Origin of the sequence: Cedecea sp. (assembly GCF_036500665.1) — a bacterium.
Lineage (GTDB): Bacteria > Pseudomonadota > Gammaproteobacteria > Enterobacterales > Enterobacteriaceae > Cedecea.
On sequence record NZ_DASYBS010000021.1, the window covers coordinates 60770 to 84098 of the forward strand.

The 23329-nt window shown below is 53.3% G+C and carries 27 protein-coding genes; 13 read left to right on the forward strand and 14 right to left on the reverse strand.

The features are described from left to right. Window positions 1-115: 115 nt before the first annotated feature. Window positions 116-1087 carry an octaprenyl diphosphate synthase gene (gene ispB / locus VGM55_RS03240; protein WP_154188386.1) on the forward strand — a complete coding sequence of 324 codons (972 nt, stop codon included), beginning with the start codon at window positions 116-118 and terminating at the stop codon, window positions 1085-1087. A 235-nt stretch (window positions 1088-1322) separates the two neighbouring features. Then, window positions 1323-1586, forward strand: a complete 264-nt coding sequence (sfsB, locus tag VGM55_RS03245; protein WP_154188385.1) for a DNA-binding transcriptional regulator SfsB — start codon at window positions 1323-1325, stop codon at window positions 1584-1586. Window positions 1587-1631: 45 nt separating this feature from the next. On the opposite strand, the gene murA is transcribed toward sfsB, so the two are convergent. From murA to mlaF, 7 genes are all read right to left on the reverse strand, one after another. Then, entirely contained in the window at window positions 1632-2894 is a 1263-nt protein-coding gene (gene murA, locus VGM55_RS03250; RefSeq protein ID WP_154188384.1) for a UDP-N-acetylglucosamine 1-carboxyvinyltransferase, read from the reverse strand. A 53-nt stretch (window positions 2895-2947) separates the two neighbouring features. Continuing rightward, on the reverse strand, window positions 2948-3202 hold the full coding sequence (gene ibaG, locus VGM55_RS03255) for a BolA family iron metabolism protein IbaG (protein WP_154188383.1): 255 nt from the start codon (window positions 3200-3202) through the stop codon (window positions 2948-2950). 132 nt (window positions 3203-3334) lie between these two features. After that, window positions 3335-3637, reverse strand: a complete 303-nt coding sequence (gene mlaB / locus VGM55_RS03260; protein WP_154188382.1) for a lipid asymmetry maintenance protein MlaB — start codon at window positions 3635-3637, stop codon at window positions 3335-3337. Further along, window positions 3637-4266 (reverse strand): phospholipid-binding protein MlaC, encoded by a 630-nt coding sequence (mlaC, locus tag VGM55_RS03265; RefSeq protein ID WP_154188381.1) that lies wholly within the window; start codon window positions 4264-4266, stop codon window positions 3637-3639. Before mlaC ends, mlaB begins: the two co-directional genes overlap by 1 nt. A 17-nt stretch (window positions 4267-4283) precedes the next feature. Next, window positions 4284-4835: an outer membrane lipid asymmetry maintenance protein MlaD gene (gene mlaD / locus VGM55_RS03270; protein ID WP_154188380.1), complete on the reverse strand. Its 552-nt coding sequence runs from the start codon at window positions 4833-4835 to the stop codon at window positions 4284-4286. Window positions 4836-4839: 4 nt separating this feature from the next. Continuing rightward, on the reverse strand, window positions 4840-5622 hold the full coding sequence (mlaE, locus tag VGM55_RS03275) for a lipid asymmetry maintenance ABC transporter permease subunit MlaE (RefSeq protein ID WP_038478453.1): 783 nt from the start codon (window positions 5620-5622) through the stop codon (window positions 4840-4842). Window positions 5623-5629: 7 nt separating this feature from the next. Then, complete coding sequence (gene mlaF / locus VGM55_RS03280) at window positions 5630-6445, reverse strand: phospholipid ABC transporter ATP-binding protein MlaF (RefSeq protein ID WP_154188379.1); 816 nt, start codon at window positions 6443-6445, stop codon at window positions 5630-5632. Window positions 6446-6674: 229 nt separating this feature from the next. On the opposite strand from mlaF, the gene VGM55_RS03285 reads away from it, so the two are divergent. The 11 genes from VGM55_RS03285 to npr all read left to right on the forward strand — a co-directional run bounded on the left by VGM55_RS03285 (window position 6675) and on the right by npr (window position 14601). Continuing rightward, entirely contained in the window at window positions 6675-7652 is a 978-nt protein-coding gene (locus VGM55_RS03285; RefSeq protein WP_154188378.1) for a calcium/sodium antiporter, read from the forward strand. A 16-nt stretch (window positions 7653-7668) separates the two neighbouring features. Then, window positions 7669-8655 (forward strand): arabinose-5-phosphate isomerase KdsD, encoded by a 987-nt coding sequence (gene kdsD, locus VGM55_RS03290; RefSeq protein ID WP_154188377.1) that lies wholly within the window; start codon window positions 7669-7671, stop codon window positions 8653-8655. A gap of 16 nt (window positions 8656-8671) precedes the next feature. After that, complete coding sequence (gene kdsC, locus VGM55_RS03295) at window positions 8672-9238, forward strand: 3-deoxy-manno-octulosonate-8-phosphatase KdsC (protein ID WP_154188376.1); 567 nt, start codon at window positions 8672-8674, stop codon at window positions 9236-9238. After that, the gene (lptC, locus tag VGM55_RS03300) at window positions 9235-9807 is read left to right on the forward strand and encodes an LPS export ABC transporter periplasmic protein LptC (protein WP_154188375.1); all 573 of its coding nucleotides are present in this window, start codon (window positions 9235-9237) and stop codon (window positions 9805-9807) included. The genes kdsC and lptC overlap by 4 nt, the downstream gene beginning before the upstream one ends. Then, entirely contained in the window at window positions 9776-10327 is a 552-nt protein-coding gene (gene lptA, locus VGM55_RS03305; RefSeq protein WP_154188374.1) for a lipopolysaccharide ABC transporter substrate-binding protein LptA, read from the forward strand. The genes lptC and lptA overlap by 32 nt, the downstream gene beginning before the upstream one ends. Window positions 10328-10333: 6 nt before the next feature. After that, window positions 10334-11059, forward strand: a complete 726-nt coding sequence (gene lptB, locus VGM55_RS03310) for an LPS export ABC transporter ATP-binding protein (protein ID WP_045784120.1) — start codon at window positions 10334-10336, stop codon at window positions 11057-11059. A gap of 48 nt (window positions 11060-11107) precedes the next feature. After that, window positions 11108-12541 (forward strand): RNA polymerase factor sigma-54, encoded by a 1434-nt coding sequence (rpoN, locus tag VGM55_RS03315; protein WP_154188373.1) that lies wholly within the window; start codon window positions 11108-11110, stop codon window positions 12539-12541. A gap of 22 nt (window positions 12542-12563) precedes the next feature. Then, window positions 12564-12851: a ribosome hibernation promoting factor gene (gene hpf, locus VGM55_RS03320; protein WP_154188372.1), complete on the forward strand. Its 288-nt coding sequence runs from the start codon at window positions 12564-12566 to the stop codon at window positions 12849-12851. An 82-nt stretch (window positions 12852-12933) separates the two neighbouring features. Next, window positions 12934-13431, forward strand: coding sequence for a PTS IIA-like nitrogen regulatory protein PtsN (gene ptsN, locus VGM55_RS03325; protein WP_154188371.1), 498 nt, complete (start codon window positions 12934-12936; stop codon window positions 13429-13431). 46 nt (window positions 13432-13477) lie between these two features. After that, window positions 13478-14332 carry an RNase adapter RapZ gene (gene rapZ, locus VGM55_RS03330; RefSeq protein ID WP_016538395.1) on the forward strand — a complete coding sequence of 285 codons (855 nt, stop codon included), beginning with the start codon at window positions 13478-13480 and terminating at the stop codon, window positions 14330-14332. Then, on the forward strand, window positions 14329-14601 hold the full coding sequence (npr, locus tag VGM55_RS03335) for a PTS phosphocarrier protein NPr (protein ID WP_038478422.1): 273 nt from the start codon (window positions 14329-14331) through the stop codon (window positions 14599-14601). Before rapZ ends, npr begins: the two co-directional genes overlap by 4 nt. A 19-nt stretch (window positions 14602-14620) precedes the next feature. Here npr and VGM55_RS03340 read toward each other — a convergent pair whose 3' ends face one another. From VGM55_RS03340 to VGM55_RS03370, 7 genes are all read right to left on the reverse strand, one after another. Continuing rightward, complete coding sequence (locus VGM55_RS03340; protein WP_154188370.1) at window positions 14621-15757, reverse strand: glycerate kinase; 1137 nt, start codon at window positions 15755-15757, stop codon at window positions 14621-14623. A 10-nt stretch (window positions 15758-15767) separates the two neighbouring features. Further along, window positions 15768-17036 carry a GntP family permease gene (locus VGM55_RS03345; RefSeq protein ID WP_154188369.1) on the reverse strand — a complete coding sequence of 423 codons (1269 nt, stop codon included), beginning with the start codon at window positions 17034-17036 and terminating at the stop codon, window positions 15768-15770. Between the two features lie 140 nt (window positions 17037-17176). After that, window positions 17177-18304 (reverse strand): sugar diacid recognition domain-containing protein, encoded by a 1128-nt coding sequence (locus VGM55_RS03350; RefSeq protein WP_331634597.1) that lies wholly within the window; start codon window positions 18302-18304, stop codon window positions 17177-17179. Window positions 18305-18377: 73 nt separating this feature from the next. Continuing rightward, window positions 18378-19106 carry a monofunctional biosynthetic peptidoglycan transglycosylase gene (mtgA, locus tag VGM55_RS03355; protein WP_331634573.1) on the reverse strand — a complete coding sequence of 243 codons (729 nt, stop codon included), beginning with the start codon at window positions 19104-19106 and terminating at the stop codon, window positions 18378-18380. After that, the gene (elbB, locus tag VGM55_RS03360) at window positions 19103-19756 is read right to left on the reverse strand and encodes an isoprenoid biosynthesis glyoxalase ElbB (RefSeq protein WP_331634574.1); all 654 of its coding nucleotides are present in this window, start codon (window positions 19754-19756) and stop codon (window positions 19103-19105) included. Before elbB ends, mtgA begins: the two co-directional genes overlap by 4 nt. Window positions 19757-19989: 233 nt before the next feature. Then, window positions 19990-22332 carry an aerobic respiration two-component sensor histidine kinase ArcB gene (gene arcB, locus VGM55_RS03365; protein ID WP_154188366.1) on the reverse strand — a complete coding sequence of 781 codons (2343 nt, stop codon included), beginning with the start codon at window positions 22330-22332 and terminating at the stop codon, window positions 19990-19992. A gap of 61 nt (window positions 22333-22393) precedes the next feature. Continuing rightward, window positions 22394-23326, reverse strand: coding sequence for a TIGR01212 family radical SAM protein (locus VGM55_RS03370; RefSeq protein ID WP_331634576.1), 933 nt, complete (start codon window positions 23324-23326; stop codon window positions 22394-22396). Window positions 23327-23329: the final 3 nt, after the last annotated feature.

The following is a 23329-nucleotide window of genomic DNA, read 5'->3' on the forward strand; positions in this document are numbered from 1 at the left end:
ACATCGTTTATCTGCCTCGTTTTTTCAGTACAATCTGTACTACAGTATCGAACCTCAACCCTCTCGTTATGCCATATGGATATGGAATAAACAGGACGAAAGCCAGACTTTTGCGATGAATTTAGAAAAAATTAATGAGTTAACCGCGCAAGATATGGCGGGTGTCAATGCGACAATCCTTGAGCAACTGAATTCAGATGTCCAACTGATCAATCAGCTGGGCTACTACATCGTCAGCGGCGGCGGTAAACGTATTCGTCCAATGATTGCCGTGCTTGCCGCACGGGCGCTTGCCTATGAAGGACAGGCGCATGTCAGAATAGCGGCGCTTATCGAATTCATACATACCGCCACCCTACTTCACGATGACGTCGTGGACGAATCAGATATGCGCCGCGGTAAAGCCACAGCGAACGCGGCCTTTGGCAACGCTGCCAGCGTTCTGGTTGGTGACTTTATCTATACGCGGGCATTTCAGATGATGACAAGCCTGGGCTCACTGAAGGTGCTGGAAGTGATGTCTGAGGCGGTCAACGTCATTGCTGAAGGTGAAGTACTGCAGTTGATGAACTGCAACGACCCCGATATCACTGAAGAAAGCTATATGCGGGTGATTTACAGCAAAACGGCTCGCCTGTTTGAAGCCGCCGCGCAATGCTCCGGAATCCTGGCTGACGCAACGGCAGTCCAGGAAAAAGCGCTGCAGGATTACGGGCGCTACCTGGGCACCGCTTTCCAGTTGATTGACGACCTGCTGGATTACAGCGCGGACGGGCAGACTCTTGGAAAGAACGTTGGTGACGACCTGAACGAAGGTAAGCCAACGCTCCCGCTGCTTCACGCCATGCGTAACGGTTCGCCAGAGCAGGCGCAAATGATTCGTGAAGCGATTGAGCAGGGTAATGGCCGTCACTTGCTGGATCCGGTACTGAAAGCCATGGCAGATTGCGGCTCTTTGGAATGGACTCGTCAGCGTGCGGAGGAAGAGGCGGATAAAGCGATCGACGCGCTTTCTGTCCTGCCGGATAGCCCGTACCGCGAGGCGCTGATTTCTTTAGCTCATATGTCAGTACAACGCGATCGCTAGATCGCGTTTTAGCGCGCTTAACGGCGCGCTAAAGTTTCCAATAAATTGTCCCCCTCCCCTTACGCCACCGTTCCCCTCTCCTCCGCTTTCATTGTTTTTCATCGTATTTGTGTGAGAAAACACAGAATGGGTTATTCCTTACGGTTACAGGAATCATTTGGAAGTTTTTATGCTATAACCTTCCTGTACCAACGCTCAGTTCAGGGCTGGACTCGCAAGCTTACAGGGAGAGATTATGGAAAATAAGTATGTGGACTGGCATCCGGCAGACATCATTGCCGGCCTGCGAAAAAAGAGAACCTCGCTTGCGGCCTTGTCGCGTCAGTCAGGTTTAAGCTCATCAACGCTCGCCAATGCGTTATCCCGGCCCTGGCCTAAAGGAGAGCTCATTATCGCTCAGGCTTTGGGGGTAGAACCTCAGGCTATTTGGCCTTCACGCTATCACGACCCGGTAACCCATGAGTTTATCGACAGAGCCAGCAAGATTCGACAGGTATAAAAAAACCGGGGCTTGCCCCGGTTTTTACGCTTCTGGCGAAACGAATTACTCGCTGCCCTTCACGCGCTCAATTTTGGCGCCCAGCGCCTGAAGCTTATCTTCAATGCGCTCGTAGCCCCGATCGATATGGTAAATACGATCAACCAGCGTGGTTCCTTCGGCAATACAGCCAGCAAGCACCAGGCTTGCGGAAGCGCGTAAATCGGTAGCCATAACCTGCGCCCCGGAGAGCTTTTCAACGCCGTGACAGATAACGGTGTTGCTTTCGATTTCCGCGTGCGCGCCCATACGAATTAACTCAGGCACATGCATAAAGCGGTTTTCGAAGATAGTTTCGGTGATCACGCCCGTCCCTTCAGCCACCAGGTTCAGCAGGGTGAATTGTGCCTGCATATCGGTTGGGAAGCCCGGGTGTGGAGCAGTACGCACCGTTACACCTTTCGGCCGCTTGCCGTGCATATCCAGGCTTATCCAGTCTTCACCGGTTTCAACATCAGCCCCGGCTTCACGCAGTTTTGCCAGCACCGCATCTAATGTGTCCGGCTGTGCATTTCGGCAGAGAATTTTTCCACCGGAGATAGCCGCTGCCACCAGGAAGGTCCCGGTTTCAATACGGTCAGGCAGAACGCGGTACACGCCGCCGCCCAGGCGAGAAACGCCTTCGATGGTAATACGATCGGAACCTGCGCCGCTGATTTTCGCACCCAGCGTGTTGAGGAAGTTAGCCGTATCAACAATTTCTGGCTCGCGGGCCGCGTTCTCAATAATGGTTGTGCCTTCAGCCAGCGTTGCAGCGCTCATGATGGTAACGGTCGCGCCTACGCTTACCTTATCCATCACAATATGAGCCCCTTTTAGGCGGCCGTTTACTGAAGCTTTAACGTAACCTTCTTCCAGCTTAATTTCCGCGCCCAGCTGTTCAAGGCCGGTGATATGCAGGTCAACAGGGCGTGCGCCGATAGCACAACCGCCTGGCAAAGAAACCTGCCCTTGTCCGAAGCGCGCAACCAGCGGCCCCAGCGCCCAGATGGAGGCACGCATGGTTTTTACCAGATCGTACGGCGCACAGAAGATATTCACGCCGCTGGCGTCAATATAGACGGAACCATTACGTTCAACTTTGGTACCCAGCTGGCTCAACAGCTTCATAGTGGTATCAATGTCTTTCAGCTTTGGAACGTTCTGAATCTCTACAGGCTCTTCCGCCAGAAGGGCAGCAAAGAGGATCGGCAGCGCGGCGTTTTTAGCCCCTGAAATTGTCACTTCACCACTCAGGCGAGTGGGCCCCTGCACACGAAATTTATCCATTGAAACTGCTCTCTTTTAAATTCAAATTGTTCTCACCAGCCAGAGCCGATGATTCAAAAACCATTTAGTTTGCGGTCGCGCGCCCACTCGTCCGGGGTATAGGTCTTAATAGAGACAGCGTGCATGCGGTTGTCGGCGATGAACTCCATCAGCGGTGCATAAACCGTTTGCTGTTTCTTAACGCGACTTAACTCGGCGAATAACTCACCCACCGCTATCACCTGAAAGTGGCTGCCATCGCCCGAGACGTGGACTTCCTGGAGGGGCAGCGCGTTCATCAGCACTGTCTGAATTTCATGATTTTCCATGGGTATCTATTCGTCGATTAATGAATGAGTCAATAAGCCACACATCTTAGAGGAAAGTGGCGCCCGCTTAAATAAGCAAAAAGCCCCGGAACTTAACCGTTCGAGGGCTATGAAAGTAACGTGCTGAAAACATTAGCCTGCCAAATGTGGCAACAGCGTCTCTGGCAGATTGTAGAGTTGGGCAAGCGTGCGTAAATTCTCACTTGCGCCCAGCAGGCTAACCTCACTCCCCTTACGACTGGCGATAGCAATCAGGTGGATCAGCAAGGCCAGCCCGGCGGTATCAACGCGTGTTAAGCCACTGAGCTCAAAAGTTGTGATGCCGGCGACTATTTTCTCGCGCTGCTGCCAGAGCAGTTGAACGGTTTCGCCGTCAAGCTCCCCGAAAAGATGCAAGATAGCGCCTTCCTGCTTCCAGCTCAGTTCTTCCGCCATTACTTTTTACTGTCCAGGGTAATCGGCTGCTTCGAAATCGACTGCAGCTGTGCGGTCAGGCCATCAATCCCTTTGGTACGCAGCAGGTCACTCCACTCATTCTGTTTCGTGGTGATCATACTGATCCCTTCCGCGATCATATCGTAAGCCTGCCAGTTACCGGTCTGGCTGTTTTTACGCCACTGGAAATCAAGACGAACCGGTGGGCGACCGTTCGGATCGATGATGGTCACGCGGATCGCAACAATGTCAGCGCTGCCCAGCGGCTGCTCGGGCGCAATTTGATAAGTCTGACCGTGATACATCGCCAGCGCCTGCCCATATGCCTGCTTCAGATACTCTTCGAAAGCTTTGAAATAAGCATCACGCTGTGCAGGTGTCGCGTCTTTGTAGTAACGACCCAGTACAAGGGCACCGGCATACTTCACCTGAACGTAAGGCAGCAGCTCCTGCCCTACGATATCGCGCAGGTAATTTGGGTTCTGCCGAATTTTGGGCTGCTCATTCTTCAGGCGGTCAAAGGTTTTCTGTGCCGCCTCATTCATCAATTTGTAAGGATTGGTTTGATCTGCCGCCATAGCAAAGGGAGCAATCACCAGCATGGCAACCATCATAAGACGCTTAAACATTACTCGTTCCTCTTAAATTAATTCGTGGTGCCCGACTGCGGCGCGGCATCAGTATGACCCGCTGGATGTGCATCGGCATCGCCTGAATTCTTATTGTCACCGTTGCCGCTCTTATACAGGAACTGACCAATCAGATCCTCAAGTACCAGAGCAGATTTCGTATCCTGGATCGTACTGCCCTCTTTAAGCATAGATGACCCCAGTTCCGGATCGTCAAAGCCCAGATTCAAGGCGATATACTGCTCGCCCAGCAGACCAGAGGTACGAATCGCCAGGGAACTGGTATCCGGGATCTGGTTGTAACGCTGCTCAATGTCCAGCGTCACGCGCGGCAGATAAGTTTTTGGATCCAGGGCGATGTCATCAACACGGCCAATCACTACGCCACCGAGGCGAACCGGTGAACTGACTTTAAGGCCACCGATATTGTCGAATACTGCGTATACCCGATAGGTCGGCTCGCTGCGCAGGGAAGTGACGTTAGCCACTTTCAGGCAGAGGAAGATAATGGCGACCAGCGCTACCAGCAGAAAAGCACCAACCCAGACTTCAAATTTCTTTGTTTGCATGAACTCAATTCCCAAACATCAGTGCTGTCAGCACAAAATCGAGGCCGAGAACGGCCAGAGAAGCGTGCACAACGGTGCGTGTGGTTGCCCGGCTAATCCCTGCGGACGTCGGAATCGCGTCGTACCCGTTGAATAACGCAATCCACGTTACGGTAATGGCGAAAACTACGCTTTTAATGACGCAATTAACTAAATCAAGGCGCCAGGAAACAGCATTTTGCATCGCTGACCAGAAGAAACCGGCATCGATGCCTTTCCAGTTAACGCCAACCAGCGCGCCGCCCCAAACCCCCACGGCAACGAAAATAAGCGTGAGTAACGGCAAAGAAATCACACCGGCCCAAAAACGTGGCGACACAACACGACGCAGCGGGTCAACGGCCATCATTTCCATGCTGGAAAGCTGCTCGGTAGCTCGCATCAGGCCAATTTCAGCGGTTAATGCAGAACCGGCACGTCCGGCAAAAAGCAGCGCGGCAACCACTGGGCCAAGTTCACGTAGCAGGGAGAGCGCTACCAGCATACCGAGACTCGACTCAGCACTATAGGTCGTCAGAACCAGATAACCCTGCAGGCCAAGCACCATACCAATGAACAGACCCGAAACCATGATGATCAGCATCGACAATACGCCGACGTTATAAAGCTGACGCACCAGCAACGGCGCATGCTTGCGAAACTCCGGTTTCCCTACCAGCGCGTTGAATAACATCAATCCGGCCCGTCCAAACGAAGCGCAGGTTTTTATCCCACGTCGCCCGAAAGAGGCCAGTGCATTTAGCAGCATGAGCAGTTTAGCTCCTCGTTCCAGATAACAAATCTTGTTGATAATCGCCGGCTGGATAGCGGAACGGCACCGGGCCGTCAGCAATCCCGTCCAGGAATTGTCGAACGCGTGGGTCGTGATTTTCTCTCAGCTCCGCCGGGCTACCGTGTGCAACAATGTGTTGATCGGCAGCAATATAAGCGTAATCCGCGATGCTTAACACTTCAGGAACGTCATGTGATACCACAATGCAGGTTACGCCAAGCGAGCTGTTTAACTCAGAAATGAGCTTAACCAGCACACCCATGGTGATGGGATCCTGACCAACAAAAGGTTCATCAAACATAATGAGGTCTGGCTCAAGCGCAATGGCACGAGCCAGAGCAGCGCGCCGAGCCATCCCTCCGGACAGTTCAGAAGGCATCAGTTTAGCGGCACCGCGAAGCCCAACGGCTTCCAGCTTCATCATTACCGTGCTGTGTAACAAAGGCTCCGGTAGCTGCCGATGCTCGCGTAGCGGATAAGCCACGTTTTCGAACACATTGAGATCGGTGAACAGGGCACCTGACTGGAACAGCATGCTCATACGCTTACGAACGGTAAAAAGCCGTGAGCGTGACATGGTTGGCACATTCTCACCGTCAAACAGGATTTCACCACAATCCGGCTGGATCTGCCCACCAATAAGCTTTAGCAGCGTAGTCTTACCGATTCCCGATGGCCCCATGATCGCCGTTATTTTGCCACGTGGTACGGTCAGGGAAATATTCTCGAAGATCTGGCGTTCACCTCGGGAAAAACTCATCCCGCGGATCTCCACCAGGTTCGCTTCAGTCTGACTCATCGCCCTTCCTTTTTAAGGTTTGTCGGCAAGCATGGCCTTAAACGGATGCTAAAACCCAACATTTTTACAGAATATTACCTGTCCGGGTTAGCGAAAGCTGGCATTTGTTTTACTTTTCCGCCGCATAAAGTCAGAATTAAGACTTATCGCCAGGTTCAGGCAGCGCTTCGCTTTGCAGGAACCTTCAGGCCCCCAGGATCGGCGATTATACCCTAAGAAAGGATTTTTCATGCTGTTAGCTACGGCGCTATTAATTATTGGTTTGCTTCTGGTGGTCTATGGCGCCGACCGTTTAGTTTTCGCTGCGGCGATCCTGTGCCGTAGCATCGGCATCCCGCCGCTAATTATAGGCATGACGGTAGTCAGTATCGGCACCTCGCTTCCTGAAATCATCATCGCCAGCGCTTCAGCACTGAATGGCCAGATGGATTTAGCCGTCGGCACCGCCATTGGCTCTAATATTACTAATATTATGCTGATCCTTGGGCTCGCCGCACTGCTGCACCCATTTACCGTCAATTCCGATATTCTGCGCCGCGAATTACCTCTAATGTTGGCAGTAAGTGCCGCCGCTGGCCTGTTTTTATATGACGGTGAACTGACACAAACAGAGGGCATCGTACTGCTAACAATGGCGGTGTTATATCTACTGTTTATCATTAGAATAGGCCGCCTCGCCGAGCGCCAGGGTGTTGATAGCCTTACGCGGGAGCAACTGGCTGAACTGCCTCAGGAAGGCAACCTGTCCGTCGCGTTTTTATGGCTTGGCGTTGCGCTGGTTATTATGCCAATGGCGACGCGGATGGTCATCGATAACGCATCGGTTCTCGCCCACTATTTCGGCGTAAGTGAGCTGGTGATCGGGTTAACGATTATCGCCGTAGGGACCAGCCTGCCGGAGTTGGCGACGGCCATTGCCGGGGCGCGTAAAGGCGAAGATGACATCGCAATTGGCAATATCATCGGTTCGAATATTTTTAACATTGTGTTTGTGCTCGGGATCCCTGCACTGGCGGCGCCCGGTAGCCTGGACACACTGGCTTTTGCCCGGGATTATTGGCTGATGTTAGCGGTAAGTGCTGTTTTTGCCGTGCTCTGCTGGCGCAAACCACGCCAAATCGGCAAGCTCGCGGGCGCTCTGTTAACATGTGGATTTATCGTATGGATCGTGGTGCTGTGGTTCGTTGCACCACCTGTCGTCGGATAAAATGGAAACGGGAATTATGTCTCATATAGATTTCGCGCCGGGTTTTGACTTTCAACAAGCGGGCAAAGACGTGCTCAATATTGAACGTGAAGGCCTGGCTCAGCTCGACCAGTACATCAACGACGATTTTTCACAAGCCTGCGAGAGGATATTCTACTGCCCGGGCAAAGTTGTCGTGATGGGTATGGGAAAATCGGGCCATATCGGTAAGAAAATGGCGGCAACGTTTGCCAGTACCGGTACGCCGGCGTTCTTTGTCCACCCAGGAGAGGCCAGTCACGGCGATCTTGGCATGGTTACGGCTCAGGATATCGTGATTGCAATCTCTAATTCCGGTGAGTCGAATGAAATTCTGGCGCTCATCCCGGTCTTAAAACGTCTACAGGTACCGTTGATCTGCATGACGGCCCGTCCGGAAAGCTCAATGGGCCGTGCAGCGGACATCCACCTGTGTATAAAAGTGCCACAGGAGGCTTGCCCGTTAGGCCTGGCCCCCACTACCAGCACCACGGCAACGTTGGTGATGGGAGACGCGCTGGCCGTTGCGTTACTGAAAGCCCGCGGATTTACAGCAGAAGACTTTGCACTGTCTCATCCAGGCGGCGCACTGGGTCGTAAGCTACTGCTGCGTGTAAACGATATTATGCACGCTGGCGACGACATTCCACACGTGAGCAAAGAGGCTTCTCTGCGCGATGCGCTGCTGGAAATTACCCGCAAGAATATGGGGATGACGGTCATTTGTAACGACCTGATGAAAATTGAAGGCATCTTTACTGACGGCGACCTACGTCGCGTGTTCGATATGGGTGCCGATTTAAATACGCTACGGATTGCCGATGTAATGACCGCTGGCGGCATTCGCGTACGTCCTGGAACCCTGGCGGTGGATGCATTGAATCTGATGCAATCGCGCCATATCACCTCGGTCCTGGTCGCAGATGGCGACCAACTGCTGGGTGTGGTACATATGCATGACATGCTGCGCGCAGGCGTAGTTTAACAAAGGATTAGCCTTAATGAGTAACAGTGATGCGTTGCTGAATACCTGCTATGGACCGGTAAGCGCGCAGGTCATAGAGCAGGCGAAAGAGATTCGCCTGCTCATTCTGGACGTCGATGGCGTAATGTCTGACGGCCTGATTTACATGGGCAACAGCGGCGAAGAGCTAAAAGCCTTCAGCGTGCGAGATGGCTATGGGATTCGCTGCGCCCTGACCTCCGGAATTGAAGTCGCTATTATTACTGGAAGGAAAGCAAAATTACTGGAAGATCGCTGCGAAACGTTGGGCATAACGCACCTCTATCAGGGGCAGTCCGATAAACAGATCGCGTTTCACGATCTGCTGTCAAAGGTCGGGCTTTCTCCGGCCCAGGTAGCCTATATCGGCGATGACCTGATCGACTGGCCGGTGATGGAACAGGTAGGCTTAAGTGTTGCCGTTGCCGACGCGCATCCGTTACTGACGCCAAAAGCGGACTACGTGACCCGAATCAGCGGTGGCCGGGGCGCGGTGCGGGAAATCTGCGATCTGTTATTGATGGCACAAGGCAAGCTCGACGAGGCCAAAGGACAATCCATATGAGTAAGACCAGACGTTGGATTATTTTCCTGCTCGCCATAGCAGCATTAGTGTTGATCGGTCTGAATCTGACGGATAAAGATGAGCCCAAAGTCACCGTCAACAGCGATACTCCGACTTATCAAAGTGAGTTTTCCACAACGGTCGTGTACAACCCAGAGGGCGCGCTGAACTATAAACTGATCGCCCAGCACGTTGAATACTTCTCGGAAACGGCTATTTCCTGGTTCACCAAGCCCGTGATGACCCAGTACGATGAAAATAAAGTCGCTACCTGGGAAATTCACGCAGATCGCGCCAAACTGACCAATGACAGAATGCTCTATTTATACGGTAACGTCGTGGTAACCGCCCTAACACCTGATTCGCAGTTACGCAAAATTACGACGGACAATGCTCAGGTGAATTTGATCACTCAGGATGTTGCTTCTGACGATCTGGTCACCCTTTACGGCACTACATTTAACTCCAGTGGCCTGAAAATGCGTGGCAACTTACGCAGCCAAACTGCACAGCTGATTGAAAAGGTTAAAACCTCTTATGAAATCCAGAATAAACAAACTCAGCCTTAAACTTGTTCTGCTTGGTACGCTTTTTGCCGCCCCCTGGTCTGCCTGGGCACTGACCGGTGACACCGATCAACCGATCCATATCGAATCTGACCAGCAATCCCTTGATATGCAAGGTAACGTTGTCACCTTCACCGGTAACGTCGTTGTGACGCAGGGCAGTATCAAAATCAACGCCGATAAAGTTGTCGTCACCCGTCCCGGCGGTGAGCAGGGCAAAGAGGTGATCGATGGCTATGGTAATCCTGCTACCTTCTACCAAATGCAGGACAGCGGTAAACCGGTAAAAGGCCACGCCTCAACCATGCATTATGAATTGGCCAATGACTTCGTGGTGCTGACCGGTAACGCTTATCTTGAGCAGTTAGACAGCAACATCACCGGCGACAAAATTACGTACCTGGTGAAAGAGCAAAAAATGCAGGCGTTTAGTGAGAAAGGCAAACGCGTCACCACCATACTGGTGCCGTCTCAGTTGCAGAACAAAAACGGCCAGCAACCGGCACAGAAAAAGAGTAACTAATTCGTTATGGCAACTTTAATTGCGAAAAACCTGGCCAAGGCATACAAAGGCCGCCGCGTAGTCGAAGACGTCAGCCTGACCGTTAAGTCAGGTGAAATCGTTGGGCTACTTGGGCCGAACGGTGCCGGTAAAACCACCACCTTTTACATGGTGGTTGGCATCGTGCCTCGTGATGCGGGGAATATCATCATTGATGAAGAAGACATCAGTCTGCTTCCTCTGCATGCTCGTGCCCGCCGCGGCATAGGCTACCTGCCGCAAGAGGCATCAATTTTCCGGCGCCTGAGCGTGTTTGATAACCTCATGGCGGTGTTGCAGATCCGCGATGATCTGACCTCGGAGCAGCGAGAAGACCGCGCTAACGAGCTGATGGAAGAATTTCATATCTCGCACTTGCGCAATAACCTCGGGCAGTCTCTGTCCGGCGGGGAGCGCCGCCGTGTTGAAATCGCACGTGCGCTGGCAGCTAACCCAAAATTCATTTTGCTGGATGAACCCTTTGCCGGGGTTGATCCGATTTCTGTTATTGATATCAAACGCATCATTGAGCACCTGCGCGACAGCGGCCTCGGCGTGTTGATTACCGACCATAACGTCCGCGAAACGCTGGCCGTCTGTGAACGCGCCTATATCGTTAGCCAGGGGCATCTGATTGCCCACGGTACGCCGGAAGAAATCCTTGAAGACGAGCAAGTTAAGCGAGTCTATCTGGGCGAAGAGTTCAGACTCTGATAGGGTGGGAAGTCTTACACGACTTATTTGAGGAAGTTTGCTCTGAACATGAAGCAAGGTTTGCAATTACGGCTTAGCCAACAACTTGCTATGACGCCCCAGCTACAGCAGGCTATCCGCCTGTTGCAGCTCTCGACGTTAGAGCTTCAGCAAGAACTCCAGCAGGCACTGGACAGCAATCCATTGCTTGAGCAAACCGACCTGCATGATGAGATTGACACTCAGGAAATGCCTGAGAGCGAAGCCATGGATACCCGTGAAGCCCTCGAGCAGAAAGAGATGCCCGATGAGCTGCCGCTCGATGCCAGCTGGGATGAAATCTACACCGCCGGAACACCTTCCGGAACAGGTACCGACTACCTCGACGACGAACTTCCTATCTACCAGGGTGAAACAACCCAGTCTCTTCAGGACTATCTGATGTGGCAGGTTGAGCTCACGCCGTTTTCCGACACGGATGCCGCTATTGCGACCTCAATAGTCGATGCGGTTGATGAAACCGGGTACCTCACCGTCCCGCTGGAAGATATACTGGAGAGCCTTGGCCACGACGATGTCAGTCTTGATGAAGTCGAAGCCGTGCTTAAACGTATTCAACGCTTCGATCCTGTCGGGGTCGCAGCAAGAGATTTACGTGACTGCCTGCTCATCCAGCTTTCTCAATACGCCAAAGAAACGCCCTGGCTGGCGGAGGCCAGGCTTATCGTTAGCGATCACTTAGATCTGCTGGCGAATCATGATTTCCGTTCGCTAATGCGGGTCACGCGCATCAAAGAGGACGCCCTGAAAGAGGCCATGTGCCTGATTCAGTCCCTCGACCCACGCCCCGGCCAGTCGATTCAAACCGGCGAGCCTGAATATGTCATCCCTGATGTACTGGTTCGCAAACACCTGGCACGCTGGACCGTAGAGCTTAACGCTGACAGCATTCCTCGCCTCAAAATCAACCAACAATACGCGGCAATGAGTGGCAATACGCGCAATGACAGCGACTCGCAGTTTATTCGCAGTAACCTGCAGGAAGCGAAATGGTTGATTAAAAGTCTGGAAAGCCGCAATGATACGTTATTGCGCGTTAGCCGGTGCATCGTCGAACAGCAGCAGGCTTTCTTCGAGCACGGTGAAGAGCATATGAAGCCGATGGTGCTGGCAGATATTGCTCAGGCGGTGGATATGCATGAGTCGACCATCTCAAGGGTGACCACTCAAAAATATTTGCATAGCCCGCGCGGCATTTTTGAATTGAAGTATTTCTTCTCCAGTCACGTCAATACCGAGGGCGGCGGCGAAGCCTCCTCCACGGCAATTCGGGCCCTGGTGAAGAAGTTAATTGCTGCGGAAAACCCAGCCAAACCGCTGAGCGACAGTAAGTTAACCTCAATGCTGTCGGATCAAGGTATTATGGTGGCACGCCGCACAGTTGCGAAGTACCGAGAGTCTTTATCCATTCCACCGTCAAACCAGCGCAAGCAGCTGGTGTGACTTCACCGATAAGGAAGACACTATGCAGCTCAACATTACAGGACAAAACGTCGAGATCACGGATGCACTACGTGAATTTTTAAACTCGAAATTTGCCAAACTGGAGCAGTACTTCGAAAGAATCAACCAGGTCTATATTGTATTAAAGGTGGAAAAAGTTACCCATACAGCGGATGCTACGCTGCATGTGAACGGTGGAGAACTGCATGCCAGCGCCGAAGGCCAGGACATGTATGCCGCGATTGACGGTCTGATTGATAAACTGGCCCGACAGTTAACGAAACACAAAGATAAACTAAAACAACACTGATAATCCGGGCATCCGATGTGCATATGGCCGGCCCGCTGCTTAAGTAGCGGGCCGTTTGCACAAAAAGTGCTTAGGTGAACTTATGATGAACAACGATTCCGCTCTACAACTGAGCAATGTCCTTAACCAGGAATGTACTCGCAGTGGCGTCCACTGCCAGAGTAAAAAACGTGCGCTGGAAATTATCAGCGAACTGGCAGCCAAACAGCTTGGCCTGCCGCCACAGGTCGTTTTCGAAGCCGTACTCACCCGCGAACGCATGGGCAGTACCGGTATTGGTAACGGCATCGCCATTCCCCACGGTAAGCTTGAGGAAGATACGCTGCGCGCCGTTGGCGTCTTTATCCAACTGGAAACGCCCATCGCTTTTGACGCCATCGACAATCAGCCCGTCGATTTGTTATTTGCGTTACTGGTGCCCGCTGACCAGACAAAGACCCACCTCCACACGCTGTCCCTGGTGGCGAAACGTCTGGCGGATAAAACCATTTGCCGTCGCCTGCGCGCTGCCAACAGCGACGAAGAGCTCTACCAGATAATTACTGAAACAGAAGTCGATAACAGCAGCGAAAACGAATAATCGTCGCGTTTGATGTCGCAGACAGATAAATCGGGGGAATGATTATATGGTGCTGATGATTGTCAGCGGCCGCTCAGGTTCAGGGAAGTCTGTAGCCTTGCGCGCACTGGAAGATATGGGATTCTACTGCGTAGATAATCTGCCGGTGGTTCTGTTACCTGAGCTGGCGAAAACGCTTGCCGATCGACAGATTTCCGCAGCGGTTAGCATTGACGTGCGCAATATGCCGGAGTCACCGGAAATCTTCGAGCAGGCGATGGACAATCTGCCGGATGCTTTCTCGCCGCAATTATTGTTCCTCGATGCCGATCGTAACACGTTAATTCGTCGCTATAGCGATACACGACGCCTTCACCCGCTCTCCAGCAAAAATCTTTCGCTGGAAAGCGCGATTGACGAAGAAAGCGATCTGCTCGAGCCGCTGAAGTCCCGCGCGGACTTGATCATAGATACCTCAGAAATGTCGGTACATGAGCTGGCTGAAATGCTGCGTACTCGTCTGCTGGGCAAACGCGAGCGTGAATTGACGATGGTGTTCGAATCCTTCGGGTTCAAACACGGTATTCCTATCGATGCCGATTACGTCTTCGATGTACGCTTTCTGCCAAACCCGCACTGGGATCCCAAATTGCGCCCAATGACAGGTCTGGATCGCCCGGTTGCCGCCTTCCTCGACCGGCACACAGAAGTACACAATTTTATCTACCAGACTCGCAGCTATCTTGAGTTATGGTTACCCATGCTGGAAACCAACAACCGTAGCTACCTGACCGTGGCGATTGGCTGTACCGGGGGTAAGCACCGTTCGGTTTATATTGCTGAGCAACTGGCCGACTACTTCCGTTCACGCGGCAAGAACGTCCAGTCCCGTCACCGCACGCTGGAAAAACGTAAAACATGACCGTAAAGCAGACCGTTGAGATAACCAACAAACTGGGCATGCACGCTCGTCCGGCCATGAAACTGTTTGAGCTGGTACAGAGTTTTGATGCAGAAGTGATGCTGCGAAACGAAGCAGGCACCGAGGCAGAAGCCAGCAGCGTAATCGCGCTACTGATGCTGGACTCCGCCAAGGGCGGCCATATTGAGATTGAAGTAACAGGCCCGGAAGAAGAGCAGGCACTTGCGGCCGTGATTGCTCTGTTCAACGCCGGGTTTGACGAAGACTAAATACGTTGCACGCGCGGTATTAACCGCGCCCTATTTTCCATACCGTGGCAACGTTACGCGCCGTCACGCAAAGATTTTCCCTGGCATACTCCAGCGCCTCGGGCAGCGTCTGAACCCGGTTCAGTACCGAGAATACCGCATCCAGGCCGTGCTGATGTACCACACCGTAATCAGTCGTCATCCCCCCCGCCAGCGCAATCACCGGTACATTAAAACGCTTAGCCACTCTCGCAACACCTATGGGCGTTTTCCCGTGGATCGTCTGGCTATCGATGCGGCCTTCCCCCGTGATAACAAGGTCAGCATCCCGGACGGCCTCATCAAGATGCAGGGCTTCGGTGACGATCTCCACGCCGGGCCGCAGCCGGGCATTGAGCAAGCCGAACAACGATGCCCCCATTCCGCCTGCTGCACCTGCTCCTGCAACGTTAATGACAGCGCTACCGCTTGCTTGCTCGATCTGCTCGCCGTAATGCCTCAGCGCGGCATCAAGCAGCGTTACCTGCTGAGGTGTGGCCCCTTTCTGCGGGCCAAAGACCGCTGATGCACCATCCTCACCGCAAAGTGGGTTATCCACATCGCAGGCAACCAGAATATCGCACTCAGCAAGGCGAGCATCTAGCAGACTGAGATCAAGTTCTGACAGCTCAGCCAGCGCCGCACCGCCAGTGCCAATGTCATTACCCTCCTCGTCACGTAATTCGGCCCCCAGCGCCTGCATCATTCCCGCCCCGCCGTCGTTTGTCGCGCTGCCGCCGATGCCAATAATGATTTTACGCGCCCCGTGGTCGAGCGCGGCAAGAATGAGTTCCCCGGTGCCAAAGGTCCCGGTCAGCAACGGATTACGTTTTTCTGACGGCACCAGATGAAGCCCTGAGGCCGCCGCCATCTCGATAATGGCCGTATCACCGTCTCCCGACAGCCCGAAGAAAGCATCAACGGGCAGCCCAAGAGGGCCGGTGACCGTTACCGGGATGATTTTCCCCCCTGTGGCCGCCACCATCGACTCCACGGTGCCTTCGCCGCCGTCGGCCATCGGCAGCTTGATATAGTCAGCATGCGGATAAATTTCGCGAAAACCTTGTTCAATAGCCTCGGCGACCTGCATCGCGGTCAGGCTTTCTTTAAAAGAATCGGGGGCAATAACAATTTTCATGACTACCTCATTAACCCGCTAAATTAAATACGCCAAACATCAGGGTCGACACAAAAGCGATCGCCAGGCCAACGGCCGTTTCATAGGGAAGCAGCTTTAAGCGTTCGTGAACCTGCATATTGACGCTGCCACCGGTGGCGTGGAAAAAACTGCCGTGAGGCATGTGGTCCAGCACCGTCGCCCCGGCATGAATCATTGCTGCACCGGCCAGCGCGGAAATCCCCATATCGACAAGCGTTGAGCTAAACACTGCTGAAGCTACCGCGGTCCCGGCAGTCGTTGATGCGGTAGCCATCGACATCAGCGCGCCGGAGAAAGGAGCCAGCAGATAAGATGGCATTCCCGAAGCCGTTAAGCCGCTAATCAAAACATCCTTCAGCCCGGAGTTGGCGATAATCCCGGCCAGCGTCCCGGTTCCCAGCAGCATAATCGCCACCGGAGACATACGAGCCAGCCCAGACACCATATAATGGTTTGTCTGCCGCCATTGCCCCATCACTATAGACCCAAACAGACCGCCTATCGGCAGCGCGACCAACGGGTCAATGGCGATGCCAGCGACCGGGCGCAGCGCCAGTAGAAAAATAGCCACCAGCGGTGCCGCTATTGCCGCCCCGAAGGCCGGTAAAGCTTTATCTGTTTTCACCGCAACCAGCTCATTGATGTCCACTTTGGAGCCACGATGCTTCAGCCGTTTTGCCAGAAAATAGGCCAGCACCAGACCAAATAACCCCGGCACTACGCCAGCCAGCATCAAATCGGTAAGAGGCACATGGAAAGCGTCAGCCGCCGCGATTGTATTGGGGTTAGGTGACATGACGTTACCGGCCTTTCCGCCGCCGATCATCGCCAGCAGAATAGCCATTTTCGAAATATCCGCCCGATGGGCTATTGCAAGCGCAATAGGTGAAACGGTTATTACCGCCACATCGATAAACACGCCGACGGCGGTCAGTAGCATCGTGGCCACCGCCAGAGCGAACAGAGCACGTTTCTCTCCAACCCTGCGTACGATAGTTTCGGCAATCGTGTTGGCGGCACCGGACTCAATCAGTACGCCAGCCAGTATGCCCGCCCCAAGAATGCGCAGCACCGCGTTGGTAATGCCCTGCGCCCCGGTAATCATCAATGAAATTGTCTGGACTAAGTCCGCCCCGCCTACCAAACCGCCCGCCAGCGCGCCAGCAATCATGCCGTAGGCAGGTGGAACCTTGCGTAAAATAAGCACAATAGAGACAACCAGCGCCACCAGGGCGCCCAGAGCCGAAACCGTGGTCATATATCACTCCTGTTTTGATTTTTTTAGGGAGATCGAATGGGTACGGACGGGACATTACCTTGGGCGGGCGGTGAATAGCTTGAGACGAAACGCCAGAAGGCGAGCGTTGAAAGAAGCTCTTTTTTGTAGATTGCTACAAATCAATCACTGAGCTGCATGCCGATAAACAGCTGAAGAATTGAGTCTAACTTATTAATATTTAATGCTGTTATCGACTCTATTTTGCTAAGACGATAGCGCAAGGTATTCACGTGGATATGCAGTAATTTCGTCGTTTGAGACAGATCACAATTCTGTTCAAAATAGCAGCGTAGCGTGCGGCGCAGAACGCCTTTAGTGTCCGCCGCGCAAAGCGTCTGCCACGCCCGCCCCATCTCGTCCGCCTGCCAGCTTCCGGAAAGCCCATTTAGCAGTACAGGCAATAAAAGCTCCTGATAATACAGCGTCGACTGCCCTATTTTTTGGCGTGAAGCCATCTCGTGCAGCGCCACGGCGCTAAGCCAGGAGCGCCGTAACGCATCGTTACCGTCGAACAAACCGCCGACTGAAAGGGTGACGTCAAAATGCGCCAGCAGCTGTGAATGAAGCTTACGCAGCATTTTTTTCAGCAATGCCTGGCGTTCCTCGCTTCGCCCGCCACCCAGCGGCAACAGCATCGCTATTTGTTCAAAACCGAATGGCGTGACCAGCGCCTGGCTGTCGTGGTTACTAAGGCGTTCCAGCAGCTCACGCTGGCGCAGGGCTTGCTGAGATGAAAAGTTGATCATCAACGCAACGCGCGGCAGCTCAAGATCCACTCCAAGGCCGCTTGCCATCGGACGCAGATCGGCCAGACTTTGCTGCCCGGAAATAATCTGTGCGGCCAACTGCTCCCGGTAACGCTTTTCCCACTGATTTTGCTCGAGCATTTCCGCCTGCTCCAGAATCAACTCGGCAGCCATTTTTACCAGCTCAGCGTAAGCCTGTACTTTCTCCGGCTCACCGGAAATACCGACCACGCCCACAATCTGCTGACGAAAAACTATGGGCAGATTAATTCCGGGCTTTACCCCTTTAAGGTGGCGCGCGGAGGCTTCATCGATGATTACTGTCCGGTTTTCCGTGAGCGCCAGAATCGCACCTTCGTGGCGCTGGTGCAGACGAAGAGGATCGCCGGAGGCAATAATTACGCCCTGCTCGCTCATCACATTCACCGAATGGTCGATGATGTTCATCGTGCGCTGGACAATTTGACGGGCGGTATCTTCTCTAAGGCAGGAGGTCATCATCATTGCATTTTACCTTGCCGGACAGGCGGCACAGAGGGTGCGCCGGGAGCTACCGCGACGAGTCAACGGTAGCCTAATTTAAATTGTGCTGCTCGAGGAAAGATTCCCCGCCCAGCTGGCGCATCTGCCGCAAAATCCACTGCTGACGCTGGCGTATATACCCTGAAGGCGCACTGGCTTTAAAACGAATCGGGTTAGGCAGTACGGCCGCCAGCAGTGCAGCTTCGGCTGGCGTCAGGCGGCTTGCGGGTTTGTTGAAATAGCGCCGCGAGGCTTCTTCAACGCCAAACACGCCTTCGCCAAATTCGGCAATGTTGAGGTACACGCTCAGAATACGCCGCTTGCTCCAGGCCGTCTCAATACCCACCGTCAGGCCAGCTTCCAGACCTTTACGCAGCCAGCTTCGCCCATCCCATAAGAACAGGTTCTTCGCGGTTTGCTGGGAAAGCGTTGACGCACCACGGACCCTTTTCTCATTGCGTTCGTTATGCGCGAGCGCTTTCTCTATGGCATCGGTATCAAAACCCCAATGTTCAGGAAATTTTTGATCCTCGGAGGCAATCACAGCAAGCCCCATCCACGGCGAAATATCATCCATTGAAACCCAGTCAGAATGAGCAACATAGCCAAAATCGCCGCTAAACCATGCGCTGAGCTGCCGCTCAACCATCACTGCGGAAAACGGGACAGGGATAAAACGGAAGGCCAGAATGCCCACGAACCAGACGCCAACGACGACCAGAAGAAGTCTCAGAAACCAGCGCTTAATCCACTGCCATGGCGCAAAACGCCCTTTTCTCATGCGCTAAGTTCCATCACGCGGGCAACCAGCTTGTCGATACCGGCGGCAGCCTCAGCGATGTTATTCGCCAGCATATAGGCAGGCGTCGTCACCACTTTGCGTTCTTCATCGACGACAATATCATCCACCGGACAGGGCACATGTTCTGCCCCCATAGCCTCCAGCAGCTCGGCGGTATCGATATCCGTGCCGATAGTCAGGCGCAGGGGCATATCCAGAATCTTCGGCAGCATCGCCGGAGCTATGCACATAAAGCCGAGCGGCTTGCCCTGTTCGTGGCATTCCCGCGCCAGACGACGTAAATCAGTATCGACCTCGCATTCAGCACCCTGCGCAGCAAAAGTGCTCAGGTTTTTAGCCGCGCCAAAACCACCCGGCACAATCAATGCGTCCAACGCTTCGGAACGGGCCTCGCGCAAAGGTTGAATATTGCCGCGGGTAATACGCGCCGCTTCCTGCAGCACATTGCGAGACCCCGCAGCCGGCTCGCCGGTTAAATGATCGATAACGTCAGACTGCGATTTATCGGGTGCAAAGCAGACGGCTTCAGCTCCAGCGCGGGAGAGAGCCAGCAGCGTTAATACCGCTTCATGGATCTCGCTGCCGTCATAAACCCCGCAACCGCTAAGTACTACGCCTATTCTTTTCATTCTGCATTGCTCCTTTTCGTCAGATCTGAATCCGTATCAGCTACGGTAATTAGATAGCCATGCTTCACACATTTTACTGATTCACGTAACAAATATTTTAAGGTTTGCTATCTTATATGGCTGACAGCCTGCGAATTGCTGGTTGTGCCGTTCGATAACGCAACGCTAAAAAAGGCGCAACCCTGTTTTCCCTGGTGTTGGCGCAGTATTCGCGCACCCCGGCCTGGCCGGGGTCATTTTTTTCCAGCGTCCGCAACCCACGCTCTCAACACGCTAACATCATGTTGCCACTCTTGTTTCAGCTCCTCGATCCATTCACCTACATTATCTGACCAGGCGGGTAAATCCGGAGACTGAATTTGCTGAGCGACCTGCTGCAAATGACGTAAACCAACTGAACCGGCCGCGCCTTTAATTTTATGGCCTTCTTCCACCACGCCTTTGTTATCCCGCGCGGTCATATTGGAATCGAGCACGTCTAAATAACCCGGCATCATTTTTTCAAACATCGCCAGGCCGTCAGTAATTAGTTTTGGCCCCACCAGCTCGATATATTGTTCAAGCATCGGAATATCGAGCAGCGCTTGCTGCTTTTCACTATCGACTTTTGTCACCACAGGCTCCTTGTCCGTTATCTGGTTATCCCAGAATTTTTGGATCATCGACATCAAGGCCGGCACGGCGAGCGGCTTGCTTAGCACGTCGTCCATCCCGGCCTCAAGATACTCTTTCTTGTTTTTCAGCACGTTGGCGGTCAGCGCCACCAGCGGCGGCAGCTCATCTTTGCTAAAACGCTTATTCAGTTCGCGAGAGATATCCAGCCCGGTCATATCCGGCAGTTGTATATCAAGCAGCACAAGGTCATATTCGCCCGGAATAAACATCTCCAGCGCGTCTTTCCCGGTCATTGCCACATCTACGCTGTTGCCAAGTTTTTCCAGAACCGAACGTGCCACAATGACGTTAAGCTCGATATCCTCCACCAGCAGAACGTGCAGGGCTGGCAGCGGCATATCGTCATCTTCCAGGGTGTCTTCAACCTCCTCCGCTACGCTCGGGGCCAAAACGGTTAAGGTAAACAGCGCCCCTTCCCCCGGTTTACTGGTCACGGTAATGTCTCCACCCATACTCTTCGCGAGACGGCGCGATACCGCAAGCCCGATGCCGGTACCGGTTGCAGGCTTGCCGCCGTGGCTGTCTTTTACCTGATAGTACATGGCAAAGATTTTGTCCTGCTCATCCAGCGGAATACCGATTCCGGAATCCTGAACCTCAAAGCGCAGACGGTTCTCATCCTCATAGCGAACACGCACCGTAACCAACCCACCTTTCGGCGTAAATTTCACGGCGTTGCTGATCAAATTCCATAAGATCTGGCGCAAGCGCGTACCGTCCGTCACGACTTTGTGCGGCAATGGCAGGGTCGGCTCCATCAGGAACGACAGCCCTTTTTGTTGAGCCTGAAGGCCGGAGAGATTCTCAAGGTCGGCAAGGAAGCTGGTGAAATCTACCGGCTGGTTGTCGAGCTGTACCTTGCGACGCTCAAGCTTATCCATATCAATAATATCGTTGAAGATATTGCCGAGTGTAATGGCGGAAACATGGATAGTTTTCAAATAATTGGTTTGCTCGGCGGTTAAATCGGTATCGAGCAGTATCCGGCTGAGCCCGACAATGCCGTTAAGCGGCGTACGCAGCTCATGGCTGATAGTTGAGATAAATGTCGTCTTATCCCGGCTAGCACGCTCAAGCGCGTCCTGATAACGTTTACGCTCGGTAATATCGCGGCCAAACCCCATCAACCCGTGGCGTTTCCCGACGCGGTCGTAATAAGGCACTTTTCGGATTTCGAAGCAGGCCTTGCGCCCGTCGGGATAGTCCAGCCATTGCTCGTAGGTCAGAGAAACATTATGGCGGAACACTTTTTCGTCCGTTTCCAGTACTTTCTCTGCGGCTTCAGCGGAGTAAACGTCCTGCGGCTTAAGGTGAATCAGCTGTTTTTCACTCTTGCCGGTCAGCAGTTCCATCGCCCGGTTACAGCCGGAGAACTCCTTATCTTCATTACGATAGAAGACCAGATCGGGGGAAGCATCAAGGAAGGAGCGCAGGAAAGAGGATTGTTGCTCAAGCCGGATCTGCGTCTCTTCGCGCTCCTGCATCTCAACTTTGAGCTGCTCAAGCATGGTCTGACGTTCAGCTTCCGCTTTTACACGGTCGGCTATTTCCTGGTTTAACTGGGCAATATTGTCCTTCAACTGTACGTTAAGGATAAGATCGCGCTCGCGCATCTCCTCCAGTTTCTCCACCAGCTTCGACAGCCGCTGCCTGGACTCTTCAAGTTGTTCGACAACGACCGACAGGAAGTAAACCGCCCACGGCGTTATCAACAAGCCAAAGAAGATAGAACGGACAACGTCGATACTTTCGACCTGGCCGCGCAGCAGCATGGTGACGGCCATTTGCACCACCATAGCCAGCACGACCAGCGCGGAGGCCAGCAGCAGGGAGAAGCGGACTAACCCCAGCTTCACCATAAGATCAACGTAATACTGCGCCAATAACCGGATTTGCTTCATGGAACGATTCCTTCGCCGTGGATGCGCTAAATATACCGCAAAAAGGACTCGTACTCAGGATTTACGAAAGAACTGAGAGATCCCACGGCGTTCCCAGCGCGGAACCCTGCGTCCCGTGCGCCAGCAAATACTTGTCTATATCCACCATCGCGGCCCAGCGATTTTCACACCACAAAGGGGCCAGCAGCGTAGGCCGTCTGGCGTTAGCCGAAATACGATGGAACACGACATCAAGCGGCGTATGGCGAATCATTTCTCCGGCCGTAGCCACATACTCATCCAGCGCAATCTCTTCAAGACGGCCTGCGCGCCAGCTTTTGGCCATAATACTGCCTTCAACAATATGCAGAGGGTGCAGCTTCAGGCCATCCACACCGGTTTCAACCACTTTTTCCAGCGTGTCCATGCATTGCTGCTGGCCTTCGCCAGGCAAGCCGACGATAAGGTGGCTGCAAACCTTCAAACCACGCGCCCGAGCCCGCCGGGTTGTCTCCTGGTAGCAGGCAAAATCATGACCGCGGTTAATTCGATGCAACGTTTTGTCATTTGCCGTCTGCAAGCCCAGCTCCAGCCAAACTTCATAGCCCTGCTCGTGGTAGTCGCTCAGCAAGTCAAGCACGCTGTCGGGCACGCAGTCAGGCCGGGTGCCCACGCAAAGCCCCACAATGCTGGTCTGGCTGACCGCCTGCTGGTACATAGAGCGCAAAACCTGCACCTCAGCCCAGGTGCTGGTATAGGCCTGGAAATAGGCAAGATAGCGCTGAGCGCGATTCACCCGGCTGGCCTGGTGTGCGAGCTGCTCTGCAATGGAGCTGTGCTGCTGGGCTTCGTCCGCAAAAGAGGCCACGTTGCAAAAAGTGCAGCCGCCCCGCCCGATAGTGCCGTCGCGATTTGGGCAACTGAATCCACCGTGCAGCGTAAGTTTATGGACCTTTTGCCCATAGCGACGAGAGAGATCGCCGCCAAACATATTGACTAATTTCTGTAACTGCATAAT